This window comes from Streptococcus oralis ATCC 35037, assembly GCF_900637025.1.
In the GTDB taxonomy this organism is placed as follows: Bacteria; Bacillota; Bacilli; order Lactobacillales; family Streptococcaceae; genus Streptococcus; species Streptococcus oralis.
In genome coordinates this window covers 457,835-481,619 of sequence record NZ_LR134336.1, presented here as the reverse complement: position 1 = coordinate 481,619, position 23,785 = coordinate 457,835, and the positions used below count along the sequence as shown (strand labels likewise).

26 protein-coding genes are annotated in these 23,785 nt (G+C 40.7%); 7 read left to right on the top strand and 19 right to left on the bottom strand.

Annotated features, from left to right (window positions below):
* Positions 1-4 precede the first annotated feature (4 nt).
* The 15 genes from EL140_RS02405 to recJ form a co-directional block, all read right to left on the bottom strand.
* Positions 5-610 (bottom strand): nitroreductase family protein, encoded by a 606-nt coding sequence (locus EL140_RS02405; RefSeq protein ID WP_000670151.1) that lies wholly within the window; start codon positions 608-610, stop codon positions 5-7.
* A 143-nt stretch (positions 611-753) separates the two neighbouring features.
* Positions 754-1,047 carry a hypothetical protein gene (locus tag EL140_RS02400; protein ID WP_000880830.1) on the bottom strand — a complete coding sequence of 98 codons (294 nt, stop codon included), beginning with the start codon at positions 1,045-1,047 and terminating at the stop codon, positions 754-756.
* Entirely contained in the window at positions 1,028-1,420 is a 393-nt protein-coding gene (locus EL140_RS02395; protein WP_000438034.1) for a hypothetical protein, read from the bottom strand. Before EL140_RS02395 ends, EL140_RS02400 begins: the two co-directional genes overlap by 20 nt.
* Entirely contained in the window at positions 1,402-2,619 is a 1,218-nt protein-coding gene (locus EL140_RS02390) for a Tle-like phospholipase domain-containing protein (RefSeq protein ID WP_000704552.1), read from the bottom strand. Before EL140_RS02390 ends, EL140_RS02395 begins: the two co-directional genes overlap by 19 nt.
* Positions 2,619-3,011, bottom strand: a complete 393-nt coding sequence (locus EL140_RS02385) for a hypothetical protein (RefSeq protein WP_001042358.1) — start codon at positions 3,009-3,011, stop codon at positions 2,619-2,621. Before EL140_RS02385 ends, EL140_RS02390 begins: the two co-directional genes overlap by 1 nt.
* A gap of 120 nt (positions 3,012-3,131) precedes the next feature.
* A complete protein-coding gene (locus tag EL140_RS09565) occupies positions 3,132-3,281 on the bottom strand; it encodes a hypothetical protein (RefSeq protein WP_002874325.1) in 150 nt (49 codons plus the stop codon).
* Between the two features lies 1 nt (position 3,282).
* Positions 3,283-3,693, bottom strand: coding sequence for a hypothetical protein (locus tag EL140_RS02380; protein WP_000746024.1), 411 nt, complete (start codon positions 3,691-3,693; stop codon positions 3,283-3,285).
* Between the two features lie 481 nt (positions 3,694-4,174).
* Positions 4,175-4,573 (bottom strand): hypothetical protein, encoded by a 399-nt coding sequence (locus tag EL140_RS02370; RefSeq protein ID WP_001042357.1) that lies wholly within the window; start codon positions 4,571-4,573, stop codon positions 4,175-4,177.
* A 287-nt stretch (positions 4,574-4,860) separates the two neighbouring features.
* Positions 4,861-5,715, bottom strand: coding sequence for a metallophosphoesterase family protein (locus EL140_RS02365; protein WP_001015755.1), 855 nt, complete (start codon positions 5,713-5,715; stop codon positions 4,861-4,863).
* Complete coding sequence (gene uvrC / locus EL140_RS02360; RefSeq protein ID WP_001061125.1) at positions 5,705-7,552, bottom strand: excinuclease ABC subunit UvrC; 1,848 nt, start codon at positions 7,550-7,552, stop codon at positions 5,705-5,707. Before uvrC ends, EL140_RS02365 begins: the two co-directional genes overlap by 11 nt.
* Before the next feature lie 101 nt (positions 7,553-7,653).
* Positions 7,654-8,355, bottom strand: a complete 702-nt coding sequence (locus EL140_RS02355) for a M57 family metalloprotease (RefSeq protein WP_000498556.1) — start codon at positions 8,353-8,355, stop codon at positions 7,654-7,656.
* A 104-nt stretch (positions 8,356-8,459) separates the two neighbouring features.
* On the bottom strand, positions 8,460-9,239 hold the full coding sequence (locus tag EL140_RS02350; RefSeq protein ID WP_000290055.1) for an alpha/beta hydrolase: 780 nt from the start codon (positions 9,237-9,239) through the stop codon (positions 8,460-8,462).
* Between the two features lie 68 nt (positions 9,240-9,307).
* Positions 9,308-10,969, bottom strand: coding sequence for a ribonuclease J (locus EL140_RS02345; protein ID WP_000065612.1), 1,662 nt, complete (start codon positions 10,967-10,969; stop codon positions 9,308-9,310).
* Between the two features lie 500 nt (positions 10,970-11,469).
* Positions 11,470-12,117 carry a COG3942 and LysM peptidoglycan-binding domain-containing protein gene (locus EL140_RS02340; protein WP_000754473.1) on the bottom strand — a complete coding sequence of 216 codons (648 nt, stop codon included), beginning with the start codon at positions 12,115-12,117 and terminating at the stop codon, positions 11,470-11,472.
* Positions 12,118-12,284: 167 nt separating this feature from the next.
* Positions 12,285-14,504, bottom strand: a complete 2,220-nt coding sequence (gene recJ, locus EL140_RS02335; RefSeq protein ID WP_004181076.1) for a single-stranded-DNA-specific exonuclease RecJ — start codon at positions 14,502-14,504, stop codon at positions 12,285-12,287.
* A 176-nt stretch (positions 14,505-14,680) separates the two neighbouring features.
* Here recJ and EL140_RS02330 point away from each other — a divergent pair, with 176 nt between their 5' ends.
* The 5 genes from EL140_RS02330 (at position 14,681) to EL140_RS02310 (ending at position 18,515) form a co-directional block, all read left to right on the top strand.
* On the top strand, positions 14,681-15,439 hold the full coding sequence (locus EL140_RS02330) for an amino acid ABC transporter ATP-binding protein (protein ID WP_001229587.1): 759 nt from the start codon (positions 14,681-14,683) through the stop codon (positions 15,437-15,439).
* A gap of 10 nt (positions 15,440-15,449) precedes the next feature.
* On the top strand, positions 15,450-16,244 hold the full coding sequence (locus EL140_RS02325) for a transporter substrate-binding domain-containing protein (RefSeq protein WP_000726183.1): 795 nt from the start codon (positions 15,450-15,452) through the stop codon (positions 16,242-16,244).
* 12 nt (positions 16,245-16,256) lie between these two features.
* Positions 16,257-16,934 (top strand): amino acid ABC transporter permease, encoded by a 678-nt coding sequence (locus tag EL140_RS02320; RefSeq protein WP_000131163.1) that lies wholly within the window; start codon positions 16,257-16,259, stop codon positions 16,932-16,934.
* Between the two features lie 9 nt (positions 16,935-16,943).
* On the top strand, positions 16,944-17,603 hold the full coding sequence (locus tag EL140_RS02315) for an amino acid ABC transporter permease (protein ID WP_000443852.1): 660 nt from the start codon (positions 16,944-16,946) through the stop codon (positions 17,601-17,603).
* 129 nt (positions 17,604-17,732) lie between these two features.
* Positions 17,733-18,515 carry a DUF4037 domain-containing protein gene (locus tag EL140_RS02310; protein ID WP_000581071.1) on the top strand — a complete coding sequence of 261 codons (783 nt, stop codon included), beginning with the start codon at positions 17,733-17,735 and terminating at the stop codon, positions 18,513-18,515.
* Positions 18,516-18,801: 286 nt separating this feature from the next.
* Here EL140_RS02310 and EL140_RS02305 read toward each other — a convergent pair whose 3' ends face one another.
* From EL140_RS02305 to EL140_RS02290, 4 genes are all read right to left on the bottom strand, one after another.
* Positions 18,802-19,824: a YdcF family protein gene (locus tag EL140_RS02305; RefSeq protein WP_000273631.1), complete on the bottom strand. Its 1,023-nt coding sequence runs from the start codon at positions 19,822-19,824 to the stop codon at positions 18,802-18,804.
* 67 nt (positions 19,825-19,891) lie between these two features.
* Positions 19,892-20,329: an Rrf2 family transcriptional regulator gene (locus EL140_RS02300; RefSeq protein ID WP_001167391.1), complete on the bottom strand. Its 438-nt coding sequence runs from the start codon at positions 20,327-20,329 to the stop codon at positions 19,892-19,894.
* Positions 20,330-20,494: 165 nt separating this feature from the next.
* Complete coding sequence (locus tag EL140_RS02295) at positions 20,495-21,436, bottom strand: hypothetical protein (protein WP_000801524.1); 942 nt, start codon at positions 21,434-21,436, stop codon at positions 20,495-20,497.
* 163 nt (positions 21,437-21,599) lie between these two features.
* Positions 21,600-22,451: a metallophosphoesterase family protein gene (locus EL140_RS02290; protein WP_000161111.1), complete on the bottom strand. Its 852-nt coding sequence runs from the start codon at positions 22,449-22,451 to the stop codon at positions 21,600-21,602.
* Between the two features lie 195 nt (positions 22,452-22,646).
* Here EL140_RS02290 and EL140_RS02285 point away from each other — a divergent pair, with 195 nt between their 5' ends.
* Entirely contained in the window at positions 22,647-23,021 is a 375-nt protein-coding gene (locus tag EL140_RS02285) for a hypothetical protein (protein WP_001246988.1), read from the top strand.
* A gap of 324 nt (positions 23,022-23,345) precedes the next feature.
* Positions 23,346-23,702: a hypothetical protein gene (locus EL140_RS09790; protein ID WP_025169031.1), complete on the top strand. Its 357-nt coding sequence runs from the start codon at positions 23,346-23,348 to the stop codon at positions 23,700-23,702.
* The last annotated feature ends 83 nt before the right edge of the window (positions 23,703-23,785 follow it).

The following is a 23,785-nucleotide window of genomic DNA, read 5'->3' as shown; positions in this document are numbered from 1 at the left end:
CTTTCTATCTTTTCTCGATGATTTCATCCACTGGCAAGCGGTAGCTCGGTTCCAATTTTTCATCTGTGTAACCCACTGTAATCAAGAGTTCTGGGCGGAATCGGTCTTCAATATCCAAAACTTCGTTGGCTTTTGATTTGTCAAATCCAAGGATAATGTTAGAGCCGATTCCCTGGTCTGTCAGAGCCAGAACCAAATTCATGGCAACCAAACCAGCATTGAGAGCTAGGTAGTCACTGACCTGTTGTTCACTGTAACGCGCAAATTCAGCTGGCAGATTCTTCATAAAATATTGAAGTTGCTCTTCAGAAAAGTTATTAGCGCCGCCAACTCGGGCAATCTTACGAGCACGTTTAGCCAAATCTGTGTCTGTAAACAAGGCAATGGTTACAGGTGCTGCTGATACCTGCTCAAAGTTCGAACCGTAAGCCAATTTTGCCAGTTCAGCATTTTTCTCACGAACAACCACAAACTTCCATGGCTGGCTGTTGTGGGCACTTGGGGCCAAGGTTGCGATTTCGATAGCCGTACGCACATCTTTGGGATCTACCGGTTTATCAGTAAAATGCTTAGTCGCATGACGTTTTTTATTTAATTCAAGAAATTTCATAATCGATTTCCTTTTCTAATTCTACTGCATCCATTCTACCATATTTTGAAAGAGCTTGCAGAGATTTTTCATAGGAAAAGCAAGAGCAAAACAAACTGCTCTGTGCAGTTTGTAATAATTATTCTATATCACTCACCATAAAATTAGCAAATGGAATCATACTGAGATAGCTTCTCCGTTGTCACTTCTTCCAACTTTTTCTTTACCTGACCTTTTATGGCCGTATCCATCTGTGATTTTATTTTCCCAATAGCGACTTTTGTCTCCTCCGCACTTTCTCTCACTTTTTCTTTATAGTTGGTTTGCAAAGAATTTTTTTCCTTTAAGATTACTGTCGCCATTGTATAGATTCTATTCCTCTCCATCATGCGATACATCTGACGTAAAGCAAATTCATATTCTTCATCTGTGTAATATTCATTTAATGGTGCGAGCATATGACCTCCTTAAATCTCCGATTGTCTGTTCTAACTCATCTTGCTTTTTACGATAATCTCTATCTAACATCTCTTCATGGTACTGCAATTCATCTTCTCTACGCCTACACGCAAACTGAGAATCCTCCATCAATTGTTGCAAACTCCTATAAAACTGTTCTCCATCTTGGTAACTGTGTTGTCCCTTTTGAAGAAAGACATCCATTTTGCTAGCTTCGTCTTCAATGATTCGGGCAAGGCGGTCTCGACGTTCATAGAGTTCGTTATATTGATTCGTAAAAGTTGCTTTCCGCTTTAGATACTCATCTTCCAAATCATAATGCTCTTTTTCTTTTGCTTTTAACTTTTGGAAGACTAAATCCGACTGTTCCATTTTCTAAATTCTCCTGCCAATTCCTTATCTGTGGCCAGTTTACTCTCAATGACTTGGATAATCTGTTGGTTAAGGGTATCAAACTCTGTGGCTAGTTTTTCAGCCTTTTGATTCATTTGCTCAAAATCTTGCTTAACTGAACCGACAATCGTATCCTGAGTCACACCCGCAGACGCAAAAGTCGATAGAACTTCATCATAACTCAGGTATCGGAAACTACTAAAGTCAAGCTGATTCCATAGTTCTTGTGCTTTTGACACCACCTCTTCTTGAAGGTGCTTGACGTCGTCTGCACCAGCTCGAGCCGCATTAGCCATTCCTTCCCCTAGAGCCATTCCCTGCAAGCTATCCAAGTATATCTCTTCCCTACTTGACAAACCATCTGCCGAGAGGTAGCTTTTAATTTTTTGGTAGCGGTACATACCCGCTGTTGCTTCTGCTAATGCCGTTACTTTGAGATTTGTGACACGTTTTCCATCCAAATCAACTAGCTGGCCATTCTCATCAAATCGCCACTGGGACAAGTTATGATATTCTAACTTGTCACCCCAGTTATCTTTTGCAGGGTAGATGTAGGGAAATATAGCTGTTTGAGTCGTATTTCCCGTAATATTGCCAATAACATCATACTTATGACGGAAATTGCGAAATTGTTCTGGATGTTCTTGCATATACTTGATTTCTTCTTTCGAAATCAAGTTATGAATATCTGGCCCATTATACCCAACATTGGCATAACCTCGCTTTAAAGCGACATACATAGCCAGAGACTCTCCAAGCGAATGCCCCGCAGTTGTAATTTTAGCAGAGGGATAAGTTTTTTCGATTTCTTCCGCAAAACTCAGAGCCGTTTGAAATTGAGATTTTCTAAATGTCTTTGTTTTCAAATCCGACAACACCTGTCTATCACCAAATCCTATTGATTGGATATCTGTTTGGATGTCAAGTCGATCATCTTTATTCGTCCCAGCATAGGCAATCACTACATGGCTATAATCCACATTCCCATTTTTATCCACAGGAGCAACCGCCATCGCCTGCATACCGTTGGAGGTGTTGTCTTTTGCACTAAGAACTCGAAAAGTTTGTCCATTTGATTTAAAAATCTTATCGTCTCTCCAAGGTCGTTTTACTTTTCCTGCATCAACATTATAAACTCCATCAACAATATCATTATAATTTTTATCTGTTATTTTCATCACTTGCTCCAATATTTCACTTTAATATTATCTATTGTTTGTTGATTAGTGATTTCATTTTTTTCTTGTAAATTTAATCTTTTATTCCAACTAATTACATAATTGTCAGTTTTATCGTTAAATTTAAAGAAAGTAATTTCCATTTCAAGTTCTTTATTTAGAGTTAATAACGCAGTTCTTGAACCTGTTGTAGCATTATTTTCTATATCATTAAATTCTATTTCATTGATTCCCTCATAATGATTAACTAAATACAATACCATCCTATCCTGTTCGATTCTCATTTTTTCTTCCAATGTTTTTTCTTTTTGATGATTTAAACTAAACATCACGATTCCTCCTATTACACAAATTACTAAAGCAATAATACCCCATTTTTTACGCTTATTCATTAACACACCTCCTTATATCATTCTATAAAGCAACTAGCCCCAGTTACCTTATAGTATAACATAAACAGCTATTTTAACTAACATTAGCGTAATCCAGCACCGTCACAAACTGAGAATCTACTACTTCGCAGAATTTAGACCGGAACGAACTCGAAAAGATTGCGAATCCTTTCTTAACTCATCTCCTGCTTTCCATGGAGTTGAATTTTTATTTTTATCAACTTCATATACTTGATCAACTAAATAATTAAAACTTTTATCCGTAATCATATTATCTCACCCAATAAATAACTGTTATATTTGACATAAGTGAATCGTTATTTATTACTTCCGGATTATCTCTTTCTATTAATTTATTCCCATTACTTTGACTAATATGCTGTCCAAAACCTATTTCATCCTCTGTCATCAAGTTTTGAACAGAAAAAGTGACAAATATTTCGTCATTGACAATGGCATTAGAAGTCCAAGTCCCTGTTAATTTATTCTGTTGAAAACTTGTAAACTCAATCTTCTCAACCTTTTCATAATGACTAACTAAGTATAACGCCATCCTATCCTGTTCGATTCTCATTTTCTCTTCCAGCGTTTTTTCTTTTTGTTGATTCAAACTAAACATTACAATTCCTCCTATAATACAGATTACTAAAGTGATGATACTCATTTTGATTCGTTTTTTCATAGTAACTCCTTGTCTATGTCATTCTTTTTAAAGAAAGGTAAGATGAAGTTTTTATAAAATCCCAATGTAGCTACTGATAAAAACAAACAATCAACCACAATAATTGCAACAGATAACCACGGTGATAATGGAATTTTATGTCCTGCTGTATCAGTAATCCTCTCCAAATGAAAGTTTCTAAGAACCAAATAAAGATAATAACTGTTCAATAAACTTGCCACATAACCAATCAAAACCAGGGATTTCAAGTTTGTAAATATCCATATACCTAATAAGGGAAGGATTATTATCAACAAGGGAAGACCCCAGAAAATAAATGTCAAAAAAAGAAACGTTGGACCATTCCACAACCAGAGACAATAAAGAAGACATAGATAAGAAATGACATAGACTATTCCTAATATATTATTGCTTATTTTAACCATAATTTCCTCTCAATCCATCTCCGTTTATTATATCATATCTCATCTCTATACTACTATTAGATTAGATAACTAATTTTTATATTATCAATTGTCTTTGTATAAGGAGCATCCGTCTCGTCAACAGACATGTCTTCTAAATAATATCCAGATGTCCGTATAACATCCCCAAAAGCATCCTCTGATAGGGATATTGTTGCCGCTCCATTGATTACAAGTGTTATTCGCCAGGTTCCTGTTGTTTCATTTTTTCTGAATTCTATAAATTCTATAGTTTCAATCGGATTCTGTGTTTTTAATTTTACTCTATTAACTACAAATAGTGCCATCCTATCCTGTTCGATTCTCATTTTCTCTTCCAACGTTTTTTCTTTTTGGTGATTTAAACTAAACATTATAATCCCTCCTATGACACAGATTACTAAAGCGATGATACCCCATTTTTTTCGCTTATTCATTAACACACCTCCTTATACCATTCTATAAAGTAACTTGGTCTTAATTACCTTATAATATAGGACCAATAGCCACTATGGTCTTGTGCATTGAATTCAAGTTTAGCATAGTTCACTTACGATTTCCTTTTCTAATTCTACTGCATCCATTCCACCATATTTTGAAAGAGCTTACAGAGATTTTTCATAGAAAGAAATTGGAACACGGATGAAGCCATGGTTTTAAACTTATCATTAAAATCAGGTTTTTCCTCATCCAGTTCCAACTAATTTTCAGGGATTTAAAGAAACTAGTCTACCTTATATTCTGACTTTATAGTCTCCAAAAATTTCTTCACATCCTCCACATACCCATGCTTTTCAATTAAACTAGCTAAGAGTTCCAGATTGTGCCCCCGATAGTTGTCATCTCGACGTAGTTCTTCATACATTTCGATAAAAGGAAGCCCCTTGGACTTGGCCAATTCTAACTCTGCTTCATAATCATAGGAAACTTTTCGGAATAGAATATTTACCAATTCCCCATTTTCCACTTCTATCACAGCATACTGGGCACGGTGATTTTTTAACTTTCCCCAATCAAAATAGGGCATGCCAATCGTACCTGGATTGATGATTTGTTGCCCTTGACTTCCATAACGAAGCAACTGCTTGTGGACATGACCATAGATTGCCACGTCCGTTTCCTCATCTAGGAGTTGGTCAAATTTATCTGTGTTATTCCCAACCAGTAGATCCCCACCATAGTTTTTGTCAGGTAAATTATGAGAGATAGAAAAGCGCAGCCCCTCAACTTCTTTCTTTTCTAGCATAGGTAAGCTTCGTAGCCAGACAATCGTTTCAGGATCCATTCGCTCCATCAAATACTGTGTCATACGCAAGAGCTGAACTTCCTGTGGGTCTTCTAAGCCATATTGCCCATCTAAAGCCTCAAGGACACAATCATCCCAATTGCCTCGAACACTTGCCGTGATAGGAAGTTCCTTTAACAGAGCGACCAAGTCATTTGCACCTGGACCAGGGAGGAAAATGTCTCCCATGAGCCAATATTCACTGGCTCCTTGAGTTTTAGCATCTGCAATCACTGCTTCTAGCGCCGTCGCATTGCCATGAATATCTGATAAAATTGCGATTTTATGGTTCATGATGATTTCCTTCCGTTTGGTAATTTACTCTCTCTTCCGCTACTTGAGCCAACTCCACTTCTTCCTGCGGGTTCAACTTTCTCTGAACAGCTTCTGCGACTGCCCTTGGTACCCCAACTTCGACAATCTCATCTACACTGGCTTCCTTGATTTTAGCGAGAGATTTAAAATGCTTCATGAGATTCTGCTTGCGTTTAGGTCCCAATCCTTCAATCCCATCCAGTTGTGAAGAAAAGGAATTTTTTGAGCGCAGTTGGCGGTGGAAAGTGATAGCAAAGCGGTGTACCTCATCTTGAATGCGTTGGAGGAGGAAAAATTCCTGAGAATTGCGAGACAACTCCACCACTTCCAGCGGATCTCCAAAGAGCAATTCATGGGTTTGGTGCTTATCATTCTTTTGCAGACCTGCAATTGGGATATCCAAACCTAGCTCTTCTTGGATGACTTGCTTAGCGATATTGACTTGACCTTGCCCCCCATCAATGACAATCAAATCTGGCGGGGTTAAACCTTCTCGTTGAACTCGGCCATAACGTCTGCGAATAACCTCACGCATACTAGCATAGTCATCTGGACCGACAACCGTTTTTATCTTGTACTTTCGGTAGTCTTTTTTACTCGGTTTGCCATTGACAAAGACCACCATGGCCGAAACAGGACTGGTTCCCATGATATTAGAGTTATCGAAGGACTCGATACGAACTGGAGTCGGGATTTGGAGCAAGCGTCCCAGATTTTCAATAGCTCCTTGGGTCTTTTCAACAGATTTTTCTAGCAGATTGAACTTCTGCTCCAGACTAACACGGGCATTTTTTATGGCTAGATTGACCAGTTGCTTTTTTTCTCCACGTTGGGGTTTGAGAATCTTGGTATCCACCAAGGCCTTGACTGCTTCTTCATCGATATCCTGCGGAATCAGTACCTCATTGGGAACCAGGTGAGATTTTTCTTGATAAAATTGTCCCACATAGGTCAAGAAGTCCTCGTCCGGATCATTGTAGTAGGGGAAGAGATTGACGTCGCGCTCGATGAGCTTGCCTTGACGAACAAAGAAAACCTGTACACACATCCAGCCCTTGTCCACATAGTAGCCAAAGACGTCCCGATTTTGCAAATCTTTCGCCATGACCCGTTGCTTGGTCCGAAGTGTTCCAATTGCTTGAATCAGGTCACGGTATTCCGCTGCACGTTCAAACTCCATACTTTGTGCTGCTACTGCCATTTTACCCTTGAGATCATCGATGATTTTGTCATCCTGTCCTTTTAAGAAGTCAGAAACCTCCTGAGCCATGGACTTGAAATAAGCCTCATCCTTCTTACAGATGGTGTGGGCCATACATTGACCGATATGGTAATAAAAGCAAACCTTAGAAGGTGGATTGGTACACTTGCGAAAAGGGAAAATCCGATCCAGCAGTCGCTTGATTTCATTGGCTGCCCCCACATCTGGATAAGGACCAAAATAAAGCCCTCCATCCTTTTTGACCTGACGAGTAATAATAAGCCGTGGATAGCGTTCATTGGTGATTTTGATAAAGGGATAGGACTTATCATCCTTGAGCATGATATTGTACTTGGGCTTGTTTTCCTTGATGAGGTTGATTTCCAGCAGGAGGGCCTCGATATTGGACTCGGTAACGATAAATTCGAAATCCACAATCTCAGACACCAGAGCCTCAGTCTTGGTATCATGACTTCCACGGAAATAGGAGCGCACACGGTTGCGCAGATTTTTAGCCTTTCCTACATAAATGATAGTGCCGTTTTTATCTTTGTGAATGTAACAACCAGGGCTGGTCGGCAAGAGCTCTAGTTTTGATTTGATCAAGTTATTCATAGTTCCATTATAGCAAAAAGGCCGTGACAGGACGAACAAAAAGCCCCACCAATCACTTGTTGGAGGAGCTTTGATTTCTTTTCAGATTGCACCGACTTCATCTAGTCGCTACTGGTATAGAGCTCTTGAACAGCCTTCACATCCTGAGGCTGAATCCCATAATAGGAACCTGCTGGCTGCATGACAGAAGTTTCGTTGGTATGATCCAATCCGATGGCATGCCCCAGCTCGTGCTCCGCCGTGTGCACGATCCGTTCATAAGAATAACCATAGTTTGGATTGGATAGATAATAGTGATTCAGGCGAACCGTTACAGATATAAATTGTTTGGTTAACAAATTGGTTTGACTCTCGGCTTGACCAGCTACAGCGGTCGATCCATCATTCATCTCACTTGCCACAATATCTGCCTGGCTAGGATCCGCAACCACCTCAAAGGTAAAGACTCCCGTTTGATTCCAGTTTTTTATGGCTTCTGCATAGGCACCTTGGAAGGTCTCATCCATTTGAGGTTCAATATAGATGCGAGCTGAGGCCTGAGCCCACTTGCCTTCTGCATGTTGGTGACTGTCTGTCTGAGACAAGACTTCCAGCGTTCCCGTCTCCTTCCATTGATTCCAGCCACCTTGACCAATCTTACTCATTTTTTCAACCTGATTGACCGCAGAATGAAAATCACCTGTCAGATACCAAACCACTCCAAAAGCAATGAGCAGTAGAATAACTACAGTCCAAACCAGACGCCAGAAGAAACGCCAAATTCCCAAAAGAAATCGGAAGAATAATCGAATAATCCAGAACATGACGTCCCACCTTTCATAAAAATAAGAACCTATCTTGAAATCACATTCTCCTTGACCAAGATAGATTCTCTATTTTACTGAATAAAACTGAAAGAAACCTAAAACTAAGATAAGCGCTCTTCCAAAACAAAGTCAATTGGTAGAGTAGCTAAAAAACGCTCCAATTGTTTTTCCCAGTAGTACCACTCGTGCTTACCTGGACTATGACTATAGGTCACCTCAAAACCTAGTTTTTTGAGGTTTTTCACTGCGAGGTTATTGGCAGAGTAAAGATAGTCTTGTTCCCCACACCAAGCCCATAGTTTGGTCTTTTTATCGGATTTTGCAGCCATGCTTTCAAGCGAATGAGGACTAGCTGTCCAGTCTTTAATCTCTCCAAAAACTCCTCGCCAATAGGCAAGTGAGCCCAGATCCTGACTTTCAGGAGAAAAATCCTGAAAACTGAGCGCACCAGAAAAACTAGCCGCATGAGAAAAACGATTCGTCGATAGAGCGAGTTTGAAGGAACCATATCCTCCCATGGAGAGACCAGCTATAAAGGTCTTTTCTCGCTTGCTGGTCATATTAGGGAAGAAACGTTTCATGACTTGGGGGAGTTCTTCTGCTAGAGCTGTATAGTAGTTATAGCCATACTGAGTATCTGTGTACCAGCCATTATTTGTATTGGGCATGATAACAATGAGATTGGTTCCACGCAACAAGCGTTCGACATTGGTACGTTTGAGCCAGCTATTTTGGTTTCCTGACATTCCGTGCAAAAGATAAAGGACAGGAATATCTGTGCAATCTGGTTCAGTCACCCGACTAGCATCTGGATAGAGTACGGTAACACCCCACTCCATATCCAAAACTTTTGAGTAATACTCAATATTCATAACTGCCATGGTTGTCTCCTTTTACTATTCTATAAGAAAAAGCCGAATTTCGACTTTTTCTGTAGGTATTCTGCTTATTATTTTGCTTCCATCACGACTGGCAAGATTGCTGGACGACGCTTGGTTTGATCAAAGAGGTACTTGGTCAGATTGTCACGAACCTTGCCTTTGAGATCTGCCCAGTCAAAGTCATCACCTTGAAGATAATCTTCTACCGTTTGGTTAATCAATTCTGAACTTTCACGGAGAATATCGCGGCTCTTCTTGAGGTAAACAAACCCACGCGTATGAACACGGGCCTTGGCCACAATTTTTTTCTCACGACGGTTGACAGTGATTGCCACGATAAAGATTCCATCTTCTGACAAGACCTTACGGTCACGAAGGACGACATTTCCAACATCCCCGATGGCATTTCCGTCAATCAAGACATCCCCTGCAGAAACTGCTCCAGCTGGAACAAAATCTCCATGTTCATAAGACATGGTCGTTCCCTTTTTAGGGATGAAAATGCGTTCCGGCAACATCCCAACTGCCATGGCAGCCTTGGCATGCGCATCCAACTCACGGTACTCCCCTTGGATAGGGAAGAGGTAGTTTGGTTGCAGAAGATTGATTATCAACTGCAAATCACGCGCATTCCCGTGTCCGGATACTCGCAAGCTTTGGGTGATGAGTTTCACCACACCACCAGCTTGGTAGATCATGTTTTCAACACGCGCCATGACAGCTTCTTTGGCGATAGATGGAGTCGTTACGATATAAACTAAGTCTCCGTCTTTGATTTCCACATAGCGGTGGCGACCGATGGACATCTTACGAAGTCCATTAATAGGCTCACCCATACGGCCCGTCTCAAGGATAATCAACTCATGGTCTTCAAAACGAGACATTTCTTTAGGTTTAATCAAGAGACTTTCGTTGGCTAGAGATAATTTTTTGAGACGAATCGCAGTGCGGACGATATTTTCAATATCAAATCCAGTCAAAACAACTCTGCGACCTGTATCTGCTGCAGCATCAAAAACCTGCTGAATACGAGAAAGGTTGCTGGCAACTGCGGCAACGATGATACGACCTTCCCAGTCTGCAATTGTCTGGGTAATTTCGTCTCCAACTTCGCTCTCACTCGCCACCTGGATATTGCTGTCTGCATTCGCAGAGTCACTGAGGAGCGCCAAAACGCCATCACGACCGATTTCTGCCAAACGAGCAAAATCCGTCGCATAGGATTCACTGGCTGTCTGGTCAAACTTGAAGTCCCCTGTATAAACGATGCTACCTTCAGCTGTTTTCAGGACTACTCCCAAACTTTCTGGGATGGAGTGGGTTGTACGGAAGAAGGAAACCACAGTCCCTCCAAAGTCGATCTCCGTATCTTCATCAATCACATGGAAGTCATTGAATTTCTTAACCGTATCATTTCCTTTGACAAAGAGTTTGGCCAACTCAATGGTCAACTCAGAACCAAACACAGGCACCTTAGCCTCTGCCAAAAGATAAGGCAGGGCACCAATGGCATCCGCATGTCCGTGGGTCAAAAAGACCCCTGCGATACGATCGCTATTTTCAAAAAGGTAGTCCATATTTGGAATGACGACATCAACACCTAGTTGTTCATTTTCAGGGTATTTAAGCCCTGCATCCAAAACAAAAATAGAACCATCGATTTCAGCGATGTACATATTTTTACCATTTTCTCGTACACCACCTAGTGTTGTTAAACTAATATTACTCATTTTCCCTCCGAAACTTCATTTATCTTGATTATAGGGTGAATTTACCCTCTTATTCTAAAAGTTCCAAAACTTTCAGCCGAATCTTTACCTACCATTATACCATTTTTTTGATTATTTTCAAAACGAAGATCGGTTTTTAACTAGAGATTAGTCACTACTGTGAATCAAATCTTTTTACTTTGACTTCTCTTTTGGAGGCTTCATCTAAGATAATGGAAGGATTGCACCATCAAAAATATGGTTTTTTTGAATCAATTTAATTTCAGATACCTTTCTAGAACCCTAAATTTCTTTTTTAGTTCAAAATAAACTTGTTTTTACCTCTCGACTTGAGAACTATTTTCTACAAAGACATGGTTTATCTGCATCTAAAAGCGAGAATTTCCTGTTCGCTACAGAATCTAAAAATTTAAGAAATTAGCCATTAATATAGAGGATAACGTTAGGAAATTTTTTCAAAAAGAAAAAAGACTTAGAAATTCTAAATCTTTTTATCATCTTTAGTTTGGATAGATATAAGTGACGTTACCTAAAAATTCATGAGGATTAAAGAAGCCACGGTAATTCGCAATCTGCTTTTGACGTCTGTAGTTTGCTTCCAATACTTGGATAGAGTTTTCACTTTGAACATCTGTTACATAAGCAACGTGGCCATATTCACCACCGTCCCAAACGGCGATCGCTCCTACTACTGGAACACTTCCTGTCTTATAACCTTGAGCACTCGCGTAGATTGCCCACGTGTTGGCATTTCCCCACCAGTTGCTAGCCCAGGGAGCCAATTCTTTCACGCCCCATGTACATTGACCAACAGGATATGAGTTCCCATAGTTTGTTGGAGTCTTTTCGACAACATCTTCTGTATCTGATACTTCATTGACAGTTGCGGCTGGAGCGCTGTAGGTAGAGCTAGTCTGAACTGAACCACTCACTTGGAGAACATCTCCTGGGTGGATGGTATCAAAGATGGTTTTCCCATTCAAAGCCGCCAAGTCATAAGGATCCATACCATTGGCAGTAGCAATGGCAAAAAATGAATCTCCGTCTTGGACAACGTAAGAGTTGGCATGAACCGTTTGAGCACCAACTGTCGCTAAAATAGCGGTAGAAGTCAAACCAAGAGTCAGTTTCGTAACTGTTTTTTTCATAACTATGTTCTCCCTATTTTTTGTTGATAAGGAAATCATACCTGATTTACATGTCAGTTCGTTTAGAGTTATATTTAAGTCATGTTACAAATAGTTATACTTTTACTACATCTGTTCAAGAAAAGACAAAGAAAAAGCCGAGATAGGTTATCTCAGCCTCTTTCCATCTATTTTTCCATCAAAAAGTCATATATTTCTTGCACGGTACCCAGCGCCATCATTTCTTGATCTTTGACGGTTTGTTTAAGTTTTTGGTATATCTGACTTTCTCCAATCTCCCTCTTTGGCGCTTCTTTATTGACTGTCATGACACCATCTTTGATCGTTACAAAGCCCAGTTCCTCAAATACTTGAATCATCTTGACCAGCAAGATTTGTTGGATATTGAGATAAGCCGCCAGATCTTTCAGCTTGTAGCGAATATCAAACTCTGGAAACTGGTAAATGGTCTTGTACAATTTTGCAAACTGTTCTCTAGTCCCGTAACCTGTCAGATAGTAGGCCTTATCGATGTCATTTTTGAAATAGACAGCAGAGAAATCCTGTTCCTGAAAAATGGTCTTCAGCAGGGTAATATCCTCGGGAATGGTTTTCACAACAACCGCGTCACTAGTCGCTAGATCTGGCAACTCACCAGAAAAATCCAAGACTGGAACCCCTTCTGGCAAGACTGCATTCTTCCCACGAATGTTAAAGAGTTGAATACCCTCCACACGCGCATCCACCATCATCAACTGGAGGGCAGTTTGACCATTCCATTGATTGACAGACAAGGTAACTGCCAATTCTAGGTTTTTTGTTTGAGCAAACTCTGTCGCCCATCTACCTTGTCCAAAGGCCACCACTTCAAAAGTCGCCTCACCCTTGGAAATTTTCAGCTTGAGATGGGCATTGCCTGCCCCCATGGTACGGGCACTTTCGACCTGAAAATCCTTGATATAAAAGACAGGTTTCTGATTGTCCATTCCAAAGGGTGCCAAGCGTTCAAAACTTTTAACCGTTTCCAGGCTAAGAGTCTCCAAGTCCAACTCTTCATCTAGATTTAACTTATTCTTACCACTAGCATCTGCGCCTTTTTCACGGATATAATCTTCTAGGACCTGAGATAAATCTGAGAGTTTCTCCACTTCCAGCGTCATTCCTGCTGCACCAGCATGGCCACCGAATGCGATGAAGAGATCTCGGTGGGGATCCAAGGCTTCAAAAATATCGACCGCTTCCACACTACGAGCGCTACCCTTGGCACGATCATCTTCTATATTAAGAACGATGACTGTCTGCCCTAGTTCTTCCAACAAACGACCAGCAACGATACCCAGAACGCCAGGATTCCAGCCTTCCTTTGCCAAGACCTGGACCTTCTTCTCAGGATCCACCATGGTCTTAGCTTCTTCATAGATTGACTGAACGATTTCCTTGCGCTCTTCATTTTTCTGGTGAATCATGAGGGCAATCTCATGAGCTTCCTCGTCGTCAAACCCAGTCAGCAAATCAATGGCAGGATTGGGATCATCCAATCGCCCCAAGGCATTTAAACGAGGGGCAATCTGAAAGCCAACCGTTTCTTCCGTTACTTCATTAGCAGCAATCCCAGCCATATCCAGCATTTCTTGTAGACCAATACGCTGAGTATGCCCCAGCATCTCCAGACCATATTGGACCAAAATGCGATTCTCATCCGTCAAACTCACCATATCTGCAATGGTTCCGATAGCGACCAAATCGAGTAGCTCCACTTGCACTTCTTCTAAAAGAGCGCAAGCTAGCTTGAAAGCCACTCCGCATCCGGCCAACTGTTTGAAAGGATAGTCCGCATCTGGATGTTCAGGGTGAACAATCGCATAGGCATCAGGAAGGGTTTCCGGCATGGAATGGTGGTCAGTCACAATGACATCCACTCCCATAGACTGGGCCAATTCAATGGCCTCGTGACCAGCAACTCCATTATCCACTGTCACAATCAAGGAAATTCCCTCTTGCTCGATAAAGTATTTATAGACACTGGCATTGGGACCATAGCCATCGGTAAAACGATTGGGTAGGTGAACACGGCACTCGGCGCCAAGCTGTTCTAAACTTTCCTTAATAATAGAAGCCGAAGTCATGCCATCCGCATCGTAGTCTCCATAAATGAGAATATTTTCCCCTTCTTCAATGGCCTGACGAATCCGTTCCACTGCCTTATCCATATCATGGAGCAGATAGGGGTCATGTAAATCCTCTAAAGAAGGTTCTAAAAACTTCTTTAGACTTTCTTCATCCTGAATCCCTCTTTCAAATAATAACCGAGCCACCTCAGGACCCAGTCCAGCCTTCTTGGCTATCTTTGTAAAATCCGCATCTTCAACCTGCGGGGCAAACTGCCATTCATAAGTAGGTGTTATCAAAAAGACATCCACTCTTTCTAAGAATTCTATCGTTTCATTATAACATGATTTAGGCATTTTCTCTATCCAGATTGCTTTTTTATAACATTTTAGTGAATTTTTTCAGATATGATTTGACAAGAACATTCTTTTGGTGTAGAATCATGTTATAAAATCTAACACAAAGGAGATCTCTCATGGCTTTAGTAGAATTTAAAAACGTCGAAAAATATTACGGAGACTATCACGCACTCCGCGACATCAATCTCCGTTTTGAAAAAGGACAAGTTGTTGTCCTGCTTGGACCTTCCGGCTCTGGGAAGTCCACTCTTATCCGTACGATTAATGGTTTAGAGGCTGTTGACAAAGGAAGTCTCCTAGTCAATGGACACCAAGTAGCAGGTGCTAGTCAGAAAGATTTAGTTCCTCTTCGTAAGGAAGTTGGCATGGTTTTTCAACATTTTAACCTTTATCCACACAAAACAGTGTTAGAAAATGTTACACTAGCGCCCATAAAGGTTCTAGGAATTGATAAAAAAGAAGCTGAAAAAACAGCCCAAAAATATCTGGAATTTGTAAATATGTGGGACAAGAAAGATTCCTATCCAGCTATGCTATCTGGTGGACAAAAACAGCGGATCGCCATCGCTCGTGGTCTTGCCATGCATCCGGAACTCCTCCTCTTTGATGAGCCAACATCTGCTCTTGATCCTGAGACCATTGGAGATGTTCTAGCAGTTATGCAAAAACTGGCGCATGACGGGATGAATATGATCATCGTTACCCACGAAATGGGCTTTGCTCGAGAGGTTGCGGACCGCATCATCTTTATGGCAGACGGAGAAGTTTTGGTGGATACGACAGATGTCGATGACTTTTTTGACAACCCAAGCGAACCTCGTGCCCAACAATTCCTCAGCAAAATTATCAACCACGAAAGTGACAAAGTCAAATAAGGAGGCGCCTATGAAAAAGAAATTCTTTTTATCCGCATTATTGATTAGCCTTTTCAGCCTTGCTGCTGCCAAACCAGCCCAAGCCGATACCAGCGTCGCAGACATTCAAAAAAGAGGCGAACTAGTTGTCGGTGTCAAACAAGATGTTCCCAATTTTGGCTACAAGGATCCCAAGACAGGGACTTATTCTGGTATCGAAACGGACCTTGCCAAGATGATTGCAGACGAACTCAAGGTCAAGATTCGCTACGTTCCTGTTACCGCTCAAACCCGTGGTCCACTACTAGATAACGAACAGGTCGATATGGATATCGCGACCTTCACCATCACAGATGAACGTAAAAAATTATACAACTTCACCAGTCCCTACTACACGGATTCTTCTGGTTTTTTGGTCAATAAATCCGCCAACATCAAAAGCATTGAGGACCTAAACGGTAAAACGATCGGAGTTGCCCAAGGTTCCATCACCCAACGCCTGATTACTGAACTGGGCAAAAAGAAAGGTCTAACCTTTAAATTCGTCGAACTTGGTTCCTACCCAGAATTGATTACTTCCCTTCACGCTCACCGTATTGATGCCTTTTCCGTGGACCGCTCTATCCTGTCCGGCTACATCAGCAAACGGACAGAACTACTAGATGATAGTTTCAAGCCATCTGACTACGGTATCGTCACCAAAAAATCAAATACCGAGCTAAACGACTATCTTGATAGCTTGGTCACTAAATGGACCAAGGATGGTAGTTTACAGAAACTCTATGACCGTTACAAACTCAAACCATCTAGCCATACCGTAGATTAAGGAGGACACCCCATGACAGATTTATCATCTTGGACAGCCTATTTTCAGGATTTTGGACAATTTTTCAATGGTTTCCTCTTCACCCTTGCCCTAGCGGTTGGATCCTTTATCCTCGCCATGGTTTTGGGCATCTTCTTTGGGGCCATGTCAACCAGCAAACGCCCATTATTGCGTGTTTTGGCTCGTATCTTTGTCGAATTTTATCAAAACACTCCCCTCTTGGTGCAGTTTGTCATCGTCTTTTATGGTTTACCTCTTATCAGTGACCACACCATCATGATTCCGATTTATTGGACAGCTGTACTCTGCGTGGGACTCTATCACGGCGCTTATATCGCTGAGGTTATTCGTTCAGGGATTCAGTCTATTCCTAGCGGTCAAATGGAGGCCGCCTTGTCGCAAGGTTTTACCTATATCAGTGCCATGCGCTTGATTATCTTGCCTCAGGCCTTCCGTATCATTCTCCCACCTTTGACCAACCAAATCGTCAACCTCATCAAGAACACCTCTACAGTTGCCATCATCTCTGGAGTAGACTTGATGTTTGTGACCAAATCTTGGTCGGCCCTCAACGGAAACTATATCCCAGCCTTTTTAGGCGCTGCTCTTCTCTACTTTGCTCTATGCTTCCCTGTTGCCCAGTTTGGTCGCAAGATGGAGCAAGCCAACAAAAAAGCCTATTCACTTTAGGAGGTTACTATGGAATCTATTTTAGAAGTTTTGACCCCAGATAACCTAATCTTTATCTTTAAAGGATTTGGCTTGACCCTATACATTTCTCTAATCGCTATCGTCCTCTCGACCCTTATCGGAACAGTACTAGCCGTCATGAGAAATGGGAAAAATCCTATCTTACGGATCATCTCCAGCATTTATATCGAGTTTGTACGTAACGTTCCCAACCTCCTCTGGATTTTCACCATCTTTTTGGTGTTTAAGATGAAGTCCACACCAGCTGGTATTACAGCCTTTACCCTCTTTACCTCAGCAGCCCTGGCTGAGATTATCCGAGGCGGTCTCAATGCCGTGGACAAGGGTCAGTATGAAGCAGGAATGTCGCAAGGATTCACCTCTGCGCAAATCCTCTACTACATCATTCTCCCACAAGCGATTCGAAAAATGCTGCCAGCCATCATTTCACAGTTTGTAACCGTGATCAAGGATACCAGTCTTCTCTACTCTGTTATCGCTCTACAAGAACTCTTTGGCGCCAGCCAAATTCTCATGGGACGCTATTTCGAACCAGAGCAGGTCTTCAGTCTTTATATCCTGATTGCCTTAATTTACTTTATCTTTAACTTTGCTATTTCCAGCCTGTCTCATAAGCTAGCAAAACGTTGGCAACAAGCAGCAGAATAAAAAAGAAATGTGAACTCAAAACAAGGGTTCACATTTTTTTCTATAGATGGAAAAGAGTAACTCAATGCTATGCAAACGTTTTACTTTTTGGTAAAATGACTTTAAAACCATAAAGCAAGGAGAAAAATCATGATCCACGAACTTTGCAAAGAATTCTCTCAACTGGAACAAGTAGAAGCTATCGCTCTTGGTGGCTCTCGTGCAGGACAAAACTATGATCAAAATTCTGACTATGACGTTTATGTCTATCTCAACTCTTCTATTGATGAGGCGACTCGCCTCAAAATTTTGAGTAAATACTGCTCCTATATGGAAATTGGAAACCAGTTTTGGGAGTTAGAGGACGACTGTGTACTAAACAACGGTATCGAAATCGAGTTGATTTATCGTTCGCTGGAGTCGTTTGAACAGGAATTGAACTCAACCGTTTTTCAGCACAAAGCTCAAAATGCTTATACAACTTGCATGTGGCATAATCTACTCCACAGCAAGATTTTATACGACCCGAATGGACACTATGCTTCTCTCCAAAAGACTTACCAGATTCCCTATCCACAGGAACTCAAAAAGCATATCATCGAAAGGCAACTCCTTTTGCTAGAACAAGCCATGCCTGCCTTCTCTCACCAAATAGAAAAAGCTATCAAACGCCAAGATCTTCTCAGTATGAATCATCGTACGAGTGAGTTTTTTGCTTCCTACTTTGACTTGTTATTTGCGCTCAATGAGCAAACCCATCCTGGTGAAAAACGAATGTTGGAGTACGCAAAGACCAATTGTACACTCCTCCCTAAGCAATTTGAAGAAACTATTCGCAAGTATTTCCAACTACTCTACCAACCACAACAAGGAGAACAAGCGATTGTAACCTTACAAACCATCCTGAACCAACTAAAGGCCATTTTGCCATGAGTAAAAAATGAAATGTGAACCTCTGTTGCTGTTCACATTTTTATTTGTCGTTGACTGTAAAATTCTAGTCTACTCATATTCAGTTGCCTATTTTTGACTCTCTCTGAAAATCTGCAACTAGGTTAGAAATTGTTCAATTGATTGACGAGCAATCATGAAACCGTTCCAAAAACCGCACTCACAATCACTTACCCTGCTCTTTCATTACTAGTGACAATTTTTCCCCTAGGGTTACTACAAGATTTTTTAGAGATTCTAACAAGAATTACAATATGAATTTTACATATTACCATAGAACACCTCTATAGGAGAAAATCAGAGCTAAAATTAATAAAATATAGAAGGCGAGAAAAAGCCATCTCATCTTCACACATAGAGCAATGTATTCTCTGATAAAGGCCGATGGGATATAGTAGGCGGCTGTACGGCAACCAAGACCATCTCCCTTCATCCCAATACGGCGAGCATAGGTACTGGTACGAAAAACATGGTAATCATTGGTCACAAAGAGAAAACGTGGACTGGCTACCAGCTTCTCACCCATTTCTTTTGAGAAGAGAAGATTCTCATAGGTCGTCGTTGAGTCTTCCTCTAGGAGAATCGCTTCTCTCGGAACATCCGTCTCTTCCAGCAAATAATTACAAATTGCCTGAGCCTCGGAAATCTTCTCATCCCCACCTTGACCACCACTTGCGATGATTTTAACATTGGGATTGAGAGACTGGTGATAAGCTTCTACTGCCTTGTCAATGCGACTCTTCAGTAAGGGAGTAACTTTTTCTCCATTCAACAAGCCTGCTCCGTGAATGATAATAAAATCATAATATTTTTTCTTGGGAATAAAAAGATACAGGATAGAATAAAGCAGAAATCCTGCAAAGGCAAAACCAAAAATCAAATACGAATAAATCAAAAAGAAAAAGATAATATTCACTAGATGATTGGTGTAGAACAAGCCATTGGTATCGCTCACTCGAATTGCCATGATTACAAAAAAGAATAAAATCACGCAGCCTAATCCTAGAGACAAATAATTTGCCTTGGATTTTCCTTCTTTTTTCAATAACACAAATCCATTATAAATAAGGAAAAAACCACTTAGAAAGACTAAAAAAGGCAGAAGAAGAAAAATACCTGCAAAGAAAACCATGTGCACTTCTTTCTGTCCAACTTCGTAAAAAAGATTGGCAATAGACATATAAGAAAAGAGCAGTGACAAAAGCAAGAGAGCTGGGTTCCAGAGACTGCGATTGTCTCTAAAAAACGAAACGAGAAAAAGTAGGACAAAAAATCCTGTGATAAAGTACATAGTCTCCTCCTTTGATGACTACATTGTACCATAATTATAGCAATAGAAAAAGAGAACCTTAGTCCTCTTACTTAGACAGTTTATTCTGAGCATCGGCTACAACCTGAGCCAGACTTGTCTGATGCAGTTGGTTCTCCATAGCTGCTTGAACATCGAACAACTTTTGGTCCAAGACCCCATGGATATTAGCACCAATTGGGCAATTAGGATTTGGATTGTCATGAAAACTAAAGAGCTTACCAGATTTTCCTAAACACTCCACAGCTTGGTAGACATCCAACAAGCTGATCTCTTGAAGGTCTTTTATTATCTCAGTTCCTCCCGTACCACGAGCAACTGAAATCAACCCTGCTTTTTTGAGTTGCGATAAAGTCTTTCGGATAATGACTGGATTGACTCCGACACTAGCCGCAAGAAAATCGCTGGTTACTTTACTATCTGTATCCTGCATTGCAATAATAATCATCATATGAGTCGCAATTGTAAATCGGCTTGAAATTTGCATCTTCTTCTCCTTTCATTGATATTTTATTCATCTTTTCCCGTATAAACATTATACCGTTTTTGGTTTTCCTGTCAAATATTATAGACTGATTATCTTCTCCATGCAAAAAGTCCTGTATCCCTCTTGGCAGCCAGAACGGCGGAGGACATACAAAGACTTATTTTTTTATGCAATTTTACGGACAATCCCTTTTGTTTTATGACTTGACCAGACTGAGCTGATAGACACCCCAGCACCAACTAAGGTAAACACAGCTAACATAGCTAGATTATAAAAATAGTTATCTGGGAAATCACCGCTAAAGATTAATTGATTCACCACTCGGAAAGCAAAGGCAAACTCAACCCCTAGTTTGGCAACGACTTCCATCGCCAAGTCAATTTGATTTACTAGAAAGACAGTAATCACCATCCAAATAGAGGAAATCACAATCCCCTTTCGAGATACCTTTCTTCCAAGGATTTCATATCCTTTAATGGTACAAATCCCTAGAACAATACCTGCTACCATAGCTACATAACCTAGACGCGCGATAAATAGAGCAACTGCTCCACCAATCAAGGCTCCAAGCAACGCACCAACTGCTCCAAGAAGAACATTTTCCTTCTGGTTTTGATAAGAATCCACCTCAATCTGAAGATTGCTCTTCAGCAATTGATAGCTTTCCTCATTGATAAGGAAAATTGAATCACCTAATTGATAGAGACCAACAGGACCCTCCTGACCACTGTAGGCACAGACTTGGACGAAATGATGGGTTTCAAGGAAGGCAACGAGATCTGTTATGAGCGTCTGTAACTTCTCAATTGTTTTTGATTTGCGCATGGCACCTTTTACAACAAAAGAAACAAGGTACTGGTTGATAGACAAGGTCGACAAGTTTGGAAGAGATTCACTCTTAAACTCATCCCAAACCAATTCGTTTTCTTCTGAATCCGCAGGATTGCCATTCAAACTCACACTGACACAAAGTCGAAACTGATTTTTCACATCAGTTTCTTGCAGGAAAAGTAAATAGCCTGACTGCGTGCCATAAATACTACGCGAATCTTCGTCAAATTGCAAGCCCAACTCCGAGGCAATGGCGTGTAACTCTTCTGGTTTCATTATCTGTCTCCTCTTATTTTGAATATCAATTAGTATGAGATTCAAATTAGTTATATTCCGTTATTCTAACATAAATTTGAGAAGCCGTCAATTCGTATCCAGTTCGACTTATCGCGAAACAGCAGCAGTCACTAGACTATCTGATTTCTAGCTAGAAGTCCTCTTAAAACCAATCTTTCTTGTCTCTTTCCATCCAGAGTTCAACATCCTGATCATAACCTTCTTGTTCACTAATCTGACCTAACAATTCATGGTTATGAGTGTGGTGAATTCCATTTACCAAACTTTCATAGTAGACCTGGAAATAGGGGAGCTTCAAATCTTTAGCCAACTGCAATTCAGTTTCCACATCATAATCCACACGACGAAAATCAACATCAGACAAACCTGCCTCATCAAACTCTAAGATCATATACTGGGCCCGCAGGTCCTTACGCAACTTCGCATCTAGAAAGAAAGGTTGTCCAATGGAACCTGGATTAAGAATCAACTGTCCATCACTTCCATAACGAAGCAACTGTTGATGAATATGGCCATATACTGCGATAGAGGCGTGTGGATTCGTGACCAATCTATCAAAATCTTCTTGTTTTCCCGTATGAATCAATTCTCTACCCCAGTTTTTATCAGGGAGGTGGTGAGTGATTCCCACCATCAAATCACCAAACTGACGATGAACTTGCATGGGTTGATTATTGAGGTCTTCGATTTCTTCAGGGCTGACCTCCTCTAAGATGTACTGACTTTGACGCAGGAGATAACGATGACTCGCTATTGTAGGATCTAACTTGCGATGCAGACCTCGCCAGAGACTATTCTCCCAATTTCCCAGAACTCTTACTGTAATAGGCAAGCTAGCTAAGAGGTCCAAGATCCTTCTACGTCCTGTCCCTGGCATCAGAATATCCCCTAAAAGCCAGTACTCATCTACCTCTGCAGCTTTAGCATCATCCAGTACAGCTTCCAAAGCTGTCGTATTTCCATGTATGTCTGAAAGAACTGCTATTTTGGTCATTCTTTCTCCTCATTCTCTTACTTCTTTTGTTAGTATTATAACAGAAAACACTCGAAAAGATCACTATCACTGATCACTGGATTAAATTGTAAGAGCTTCTAAATCGTGCTATAATATAAGTAGAGATTTCCCCTTCATTTAGGATTATGTGGTCTACAATATCTCTCAATTTTTCCAGATTGGAGGACTATTGCCATGCGGAATTATCTTAAGTATATCCCATACTACCTTGTCACTTTCTTTTTTTACTGGCCCCTCTATGAGCTCCTCTCTCTACTCATCTCTGACCCATATACACTGAAGGGACTGTACATTTATAACATCATCCTCTTCTCACCTCTGGTAACCTTTATCGTATCGCTACTTTATAGCTATCGATTTCATTTCTCACTTTGGTGGCTACTCGGTATTGGTCTGCTCTATTGCTTTACCATCATCACCTTTGGTGAGTTCATCCTACTTTACTTCCTAGCCTATGAACTCTTTGCCCTACTTGGGTTGGCTGCTGGTGTGGGGATCAAGCATGTCTTCCAGCGAGAGAAAAATAAAAAAATTATACAAAAACCTTGAAAATTCTCGCAATCATGCTATAATAATGCATAGAGACAAGTCACTTAGTCCCTTTCTACTAGAGAGTGCGTGGTTGCTGGAAACGCATAGAAAGCCTAAACTGATACTACTCTACTGACTTTTATGCAAACATAAAACGGTGGCTACGTTAAAGCCAATCAGAGGTGTCCCTCTTTTTTGAGGAACATGAATGAAGGTGGAACCACGTTGCGACGTCCTTTTAGGATGTCGTTTTTTGTTTGGAGAGTAGTTACGCCAAAGTTAAAATGAAATTTACCCAAGAACTGAAATGAGGTGATAGATTTGAAGAAAATATTATCTTGGATAATCGCTTGTGCCTTCCTTTTAGTCTATGTCTGGCTAATAAATACGCTCAGTCTATGGGGGACGGAAAATATTGTCGTCTTTTCATTTTTTCTACTCATTCCTCTCTTACCATTCCTTGCCCCCTTTCTTGGTATCTTAATGTTTTTCAACAACAAGAAACTCATTACAACAGGATATCTTTTCAGTTTGACAGCTGGTATCTATTTGGTCAATGCGATAAAAAGCTATCCGATAAGGATATACATGAGAGGCGAGATGACTCAGGAGGAATATCTGTCTCTCATCCTTTCCTTGGTATGCTATCTATGTATTTCTACGCTTTTCTTTATTTTCAGACTGAAAAAGTTAAAATGAAATTGATTTAGCAAATCAATTGTGATCATTCTTTATTGATATCTAGCTTCCCACTTCTTCAAACCTCAGTTATAAAAATACGA

Bases quoted from the DNA above. Each gene is read 5' to 3' on its own strand.
- EL140_RS02405 (WP_000670151.1), bottom strand. From the start codon at position 610: ATGAAATTTCTTGAATTAAATAAAAAACGTCATGCGACTAAGCATTTT.
- EL140_RS02400 (WP_000880830.1), bottom strand. From the start codon at position 1,047: ATGCTCGCACCATTAAATGAATATTACACAGATGAAGAATATGAATTT.
- EL140_RS02395 (WP_000438034.1), bottom strand. From the start codon at position 1,420: ATGGAACAGTCGGATTTAGTCTTCCAAAAGTTAAAAGCAAAAGAAAAA.
- EL140_RS02390 (WP_000704552.1), bottom strand. From the start codon at position 2,619: ATGAAAATAACAGATAAAAATTATAATGATATTGTTGATGGAGTTTAT.
- EL140_RS02385 (WP_001042358.1), bottom strand. From the start codon at position 3,011: ATGAATAAGCGTAAAAAATGGGGTATTATTGCTTTAGTAATTTGTGTA.
- EL140_RS09565 (WP_002874325.1), bottom strand. From the start codon at position 3,281: ATGATTACGGATAAAAGTTTTAATTATTTAGTTGATCAAGTATATGAA.
- EL140_RS02380 (WP_000746024.1), bottom strand. From the start codon at position 3,693: ATGAAAAAACGAATCAAAATGAGTATCATCACTTTAGTAATCTGTATT.
- EL140_RS02370 (WP_001042357.1), bottom strand. From the start codon at position 4,573: ATGAATAAGCGAAAAAAATGGGGTATCATCGCTTTAGTAATCTGTGTC.
- EL140_RS02365 (WP_001015755.1), bottom strand. From the start codon at position 5,715: ATGAACCATAAAATCGCAATTTTATCAGATATTCATGGCAATGCGACG.
- uvrC (WP_001061125.1), bottom strand. From the start codon at position 7,552: ATGAATAACTTGATCAAATCAAAACTAGAGCTCTTGCCGACCAGCCCT.
- EL140_RS02355 (WP_000498556.1), bottom strand. From the start codon at position 8,355: ATGTTCTGGATTATTCGATTATTCTTCCGATTTCTTTTGGGAATTTGG.
- EL140_RS02350 (WP_000290055.1), bottom strand. From the start codon at position 9,239: ATGGCAGTTATGAATATTGAGTATTACTCAAAAGTTTTGGATATGGAG.
- EL140_RS02345 (WP_000065612.1), bottom strand. From the start codon at position 10,969: ATGAGTAATATTAGTTTAACAACACTAGGTGGTGTACGAGAAAATGGT.
- EL140_RS02340 (WP_000754473.1), bottom strand. From the start codon at position 12,117: ATGAAAAAAACAGTTACGAAACTGACTCTTGGTTTGACTTCTACCGCT.
- EL140_RS02330 (WP_001229587.1), top strand. From the start codon at position 14,681: ATGGCTTTAGTAGAATTTAAAAACGTCGAAAAATATTACGGAGACTAT.
- EL140_RS02325 (WP_000726183.1), top strand. From the start codon at position 15,450: ATGAAAAAGAAATTCTTTTTATCCGCATTATTGATTAGCCTTTTCAGC.
- EL140_RS02320 (WP_000131163.1), top strand. From the start codon at position 16,257: ATGACAGATTTATCATCTTGGACAGCCTATTTTCAGGATTTTGGACAA.
- EL140_RS02315 (WP_000443852.1), top strand. From the start codon at position 16,944: ATGGAATCTATTTTAGAAGTTTTGACCCCAGATAACCTAATCTTTATC.
- EL140_RS02310 (WP_000581071.1), top strand. From the start codon at position 17,733: ATGATCCACGAACTTTGCAAAGAATTCTCTCAACTGGAACAAGTAGAA.
- EL140_RS02305 (WP_000273631.1), bottom strand. From the start codon at position 19,824: ATGTACTTTATCACAGGATTTTTTGTCCTACTTTTTCTCGTTTCGTTT.
- EL140_RS02300 (WP_001167391.1), bottom strand. From the start codon at position 20,329: ATGCAAATTTCAAGCCGATTTACAATTGCGACTCATATGATGATTATT.
- EL140_RS02295 (WP_000801524.1), bottom strand. From the start codon at position 21,436: ATGAAACCAGAAGAGTTACACGCCATTGCCTCGGAGTTGGGCTTGCAA.
- EL140_RS02290 (WP_000161111.1), bottom strand. From the start codon at position 22,451: ATGACCAAAATAGCAGTTCTTTCAGACATACATGGAAATACGACAGCT.
- EL140_RS02285 (WP_001246988.1), top strand. From the start codon at position 22,647: ATGCGGAATTATCTTAAGTATATCCCATACTACCTTGTCACTTTCTTT.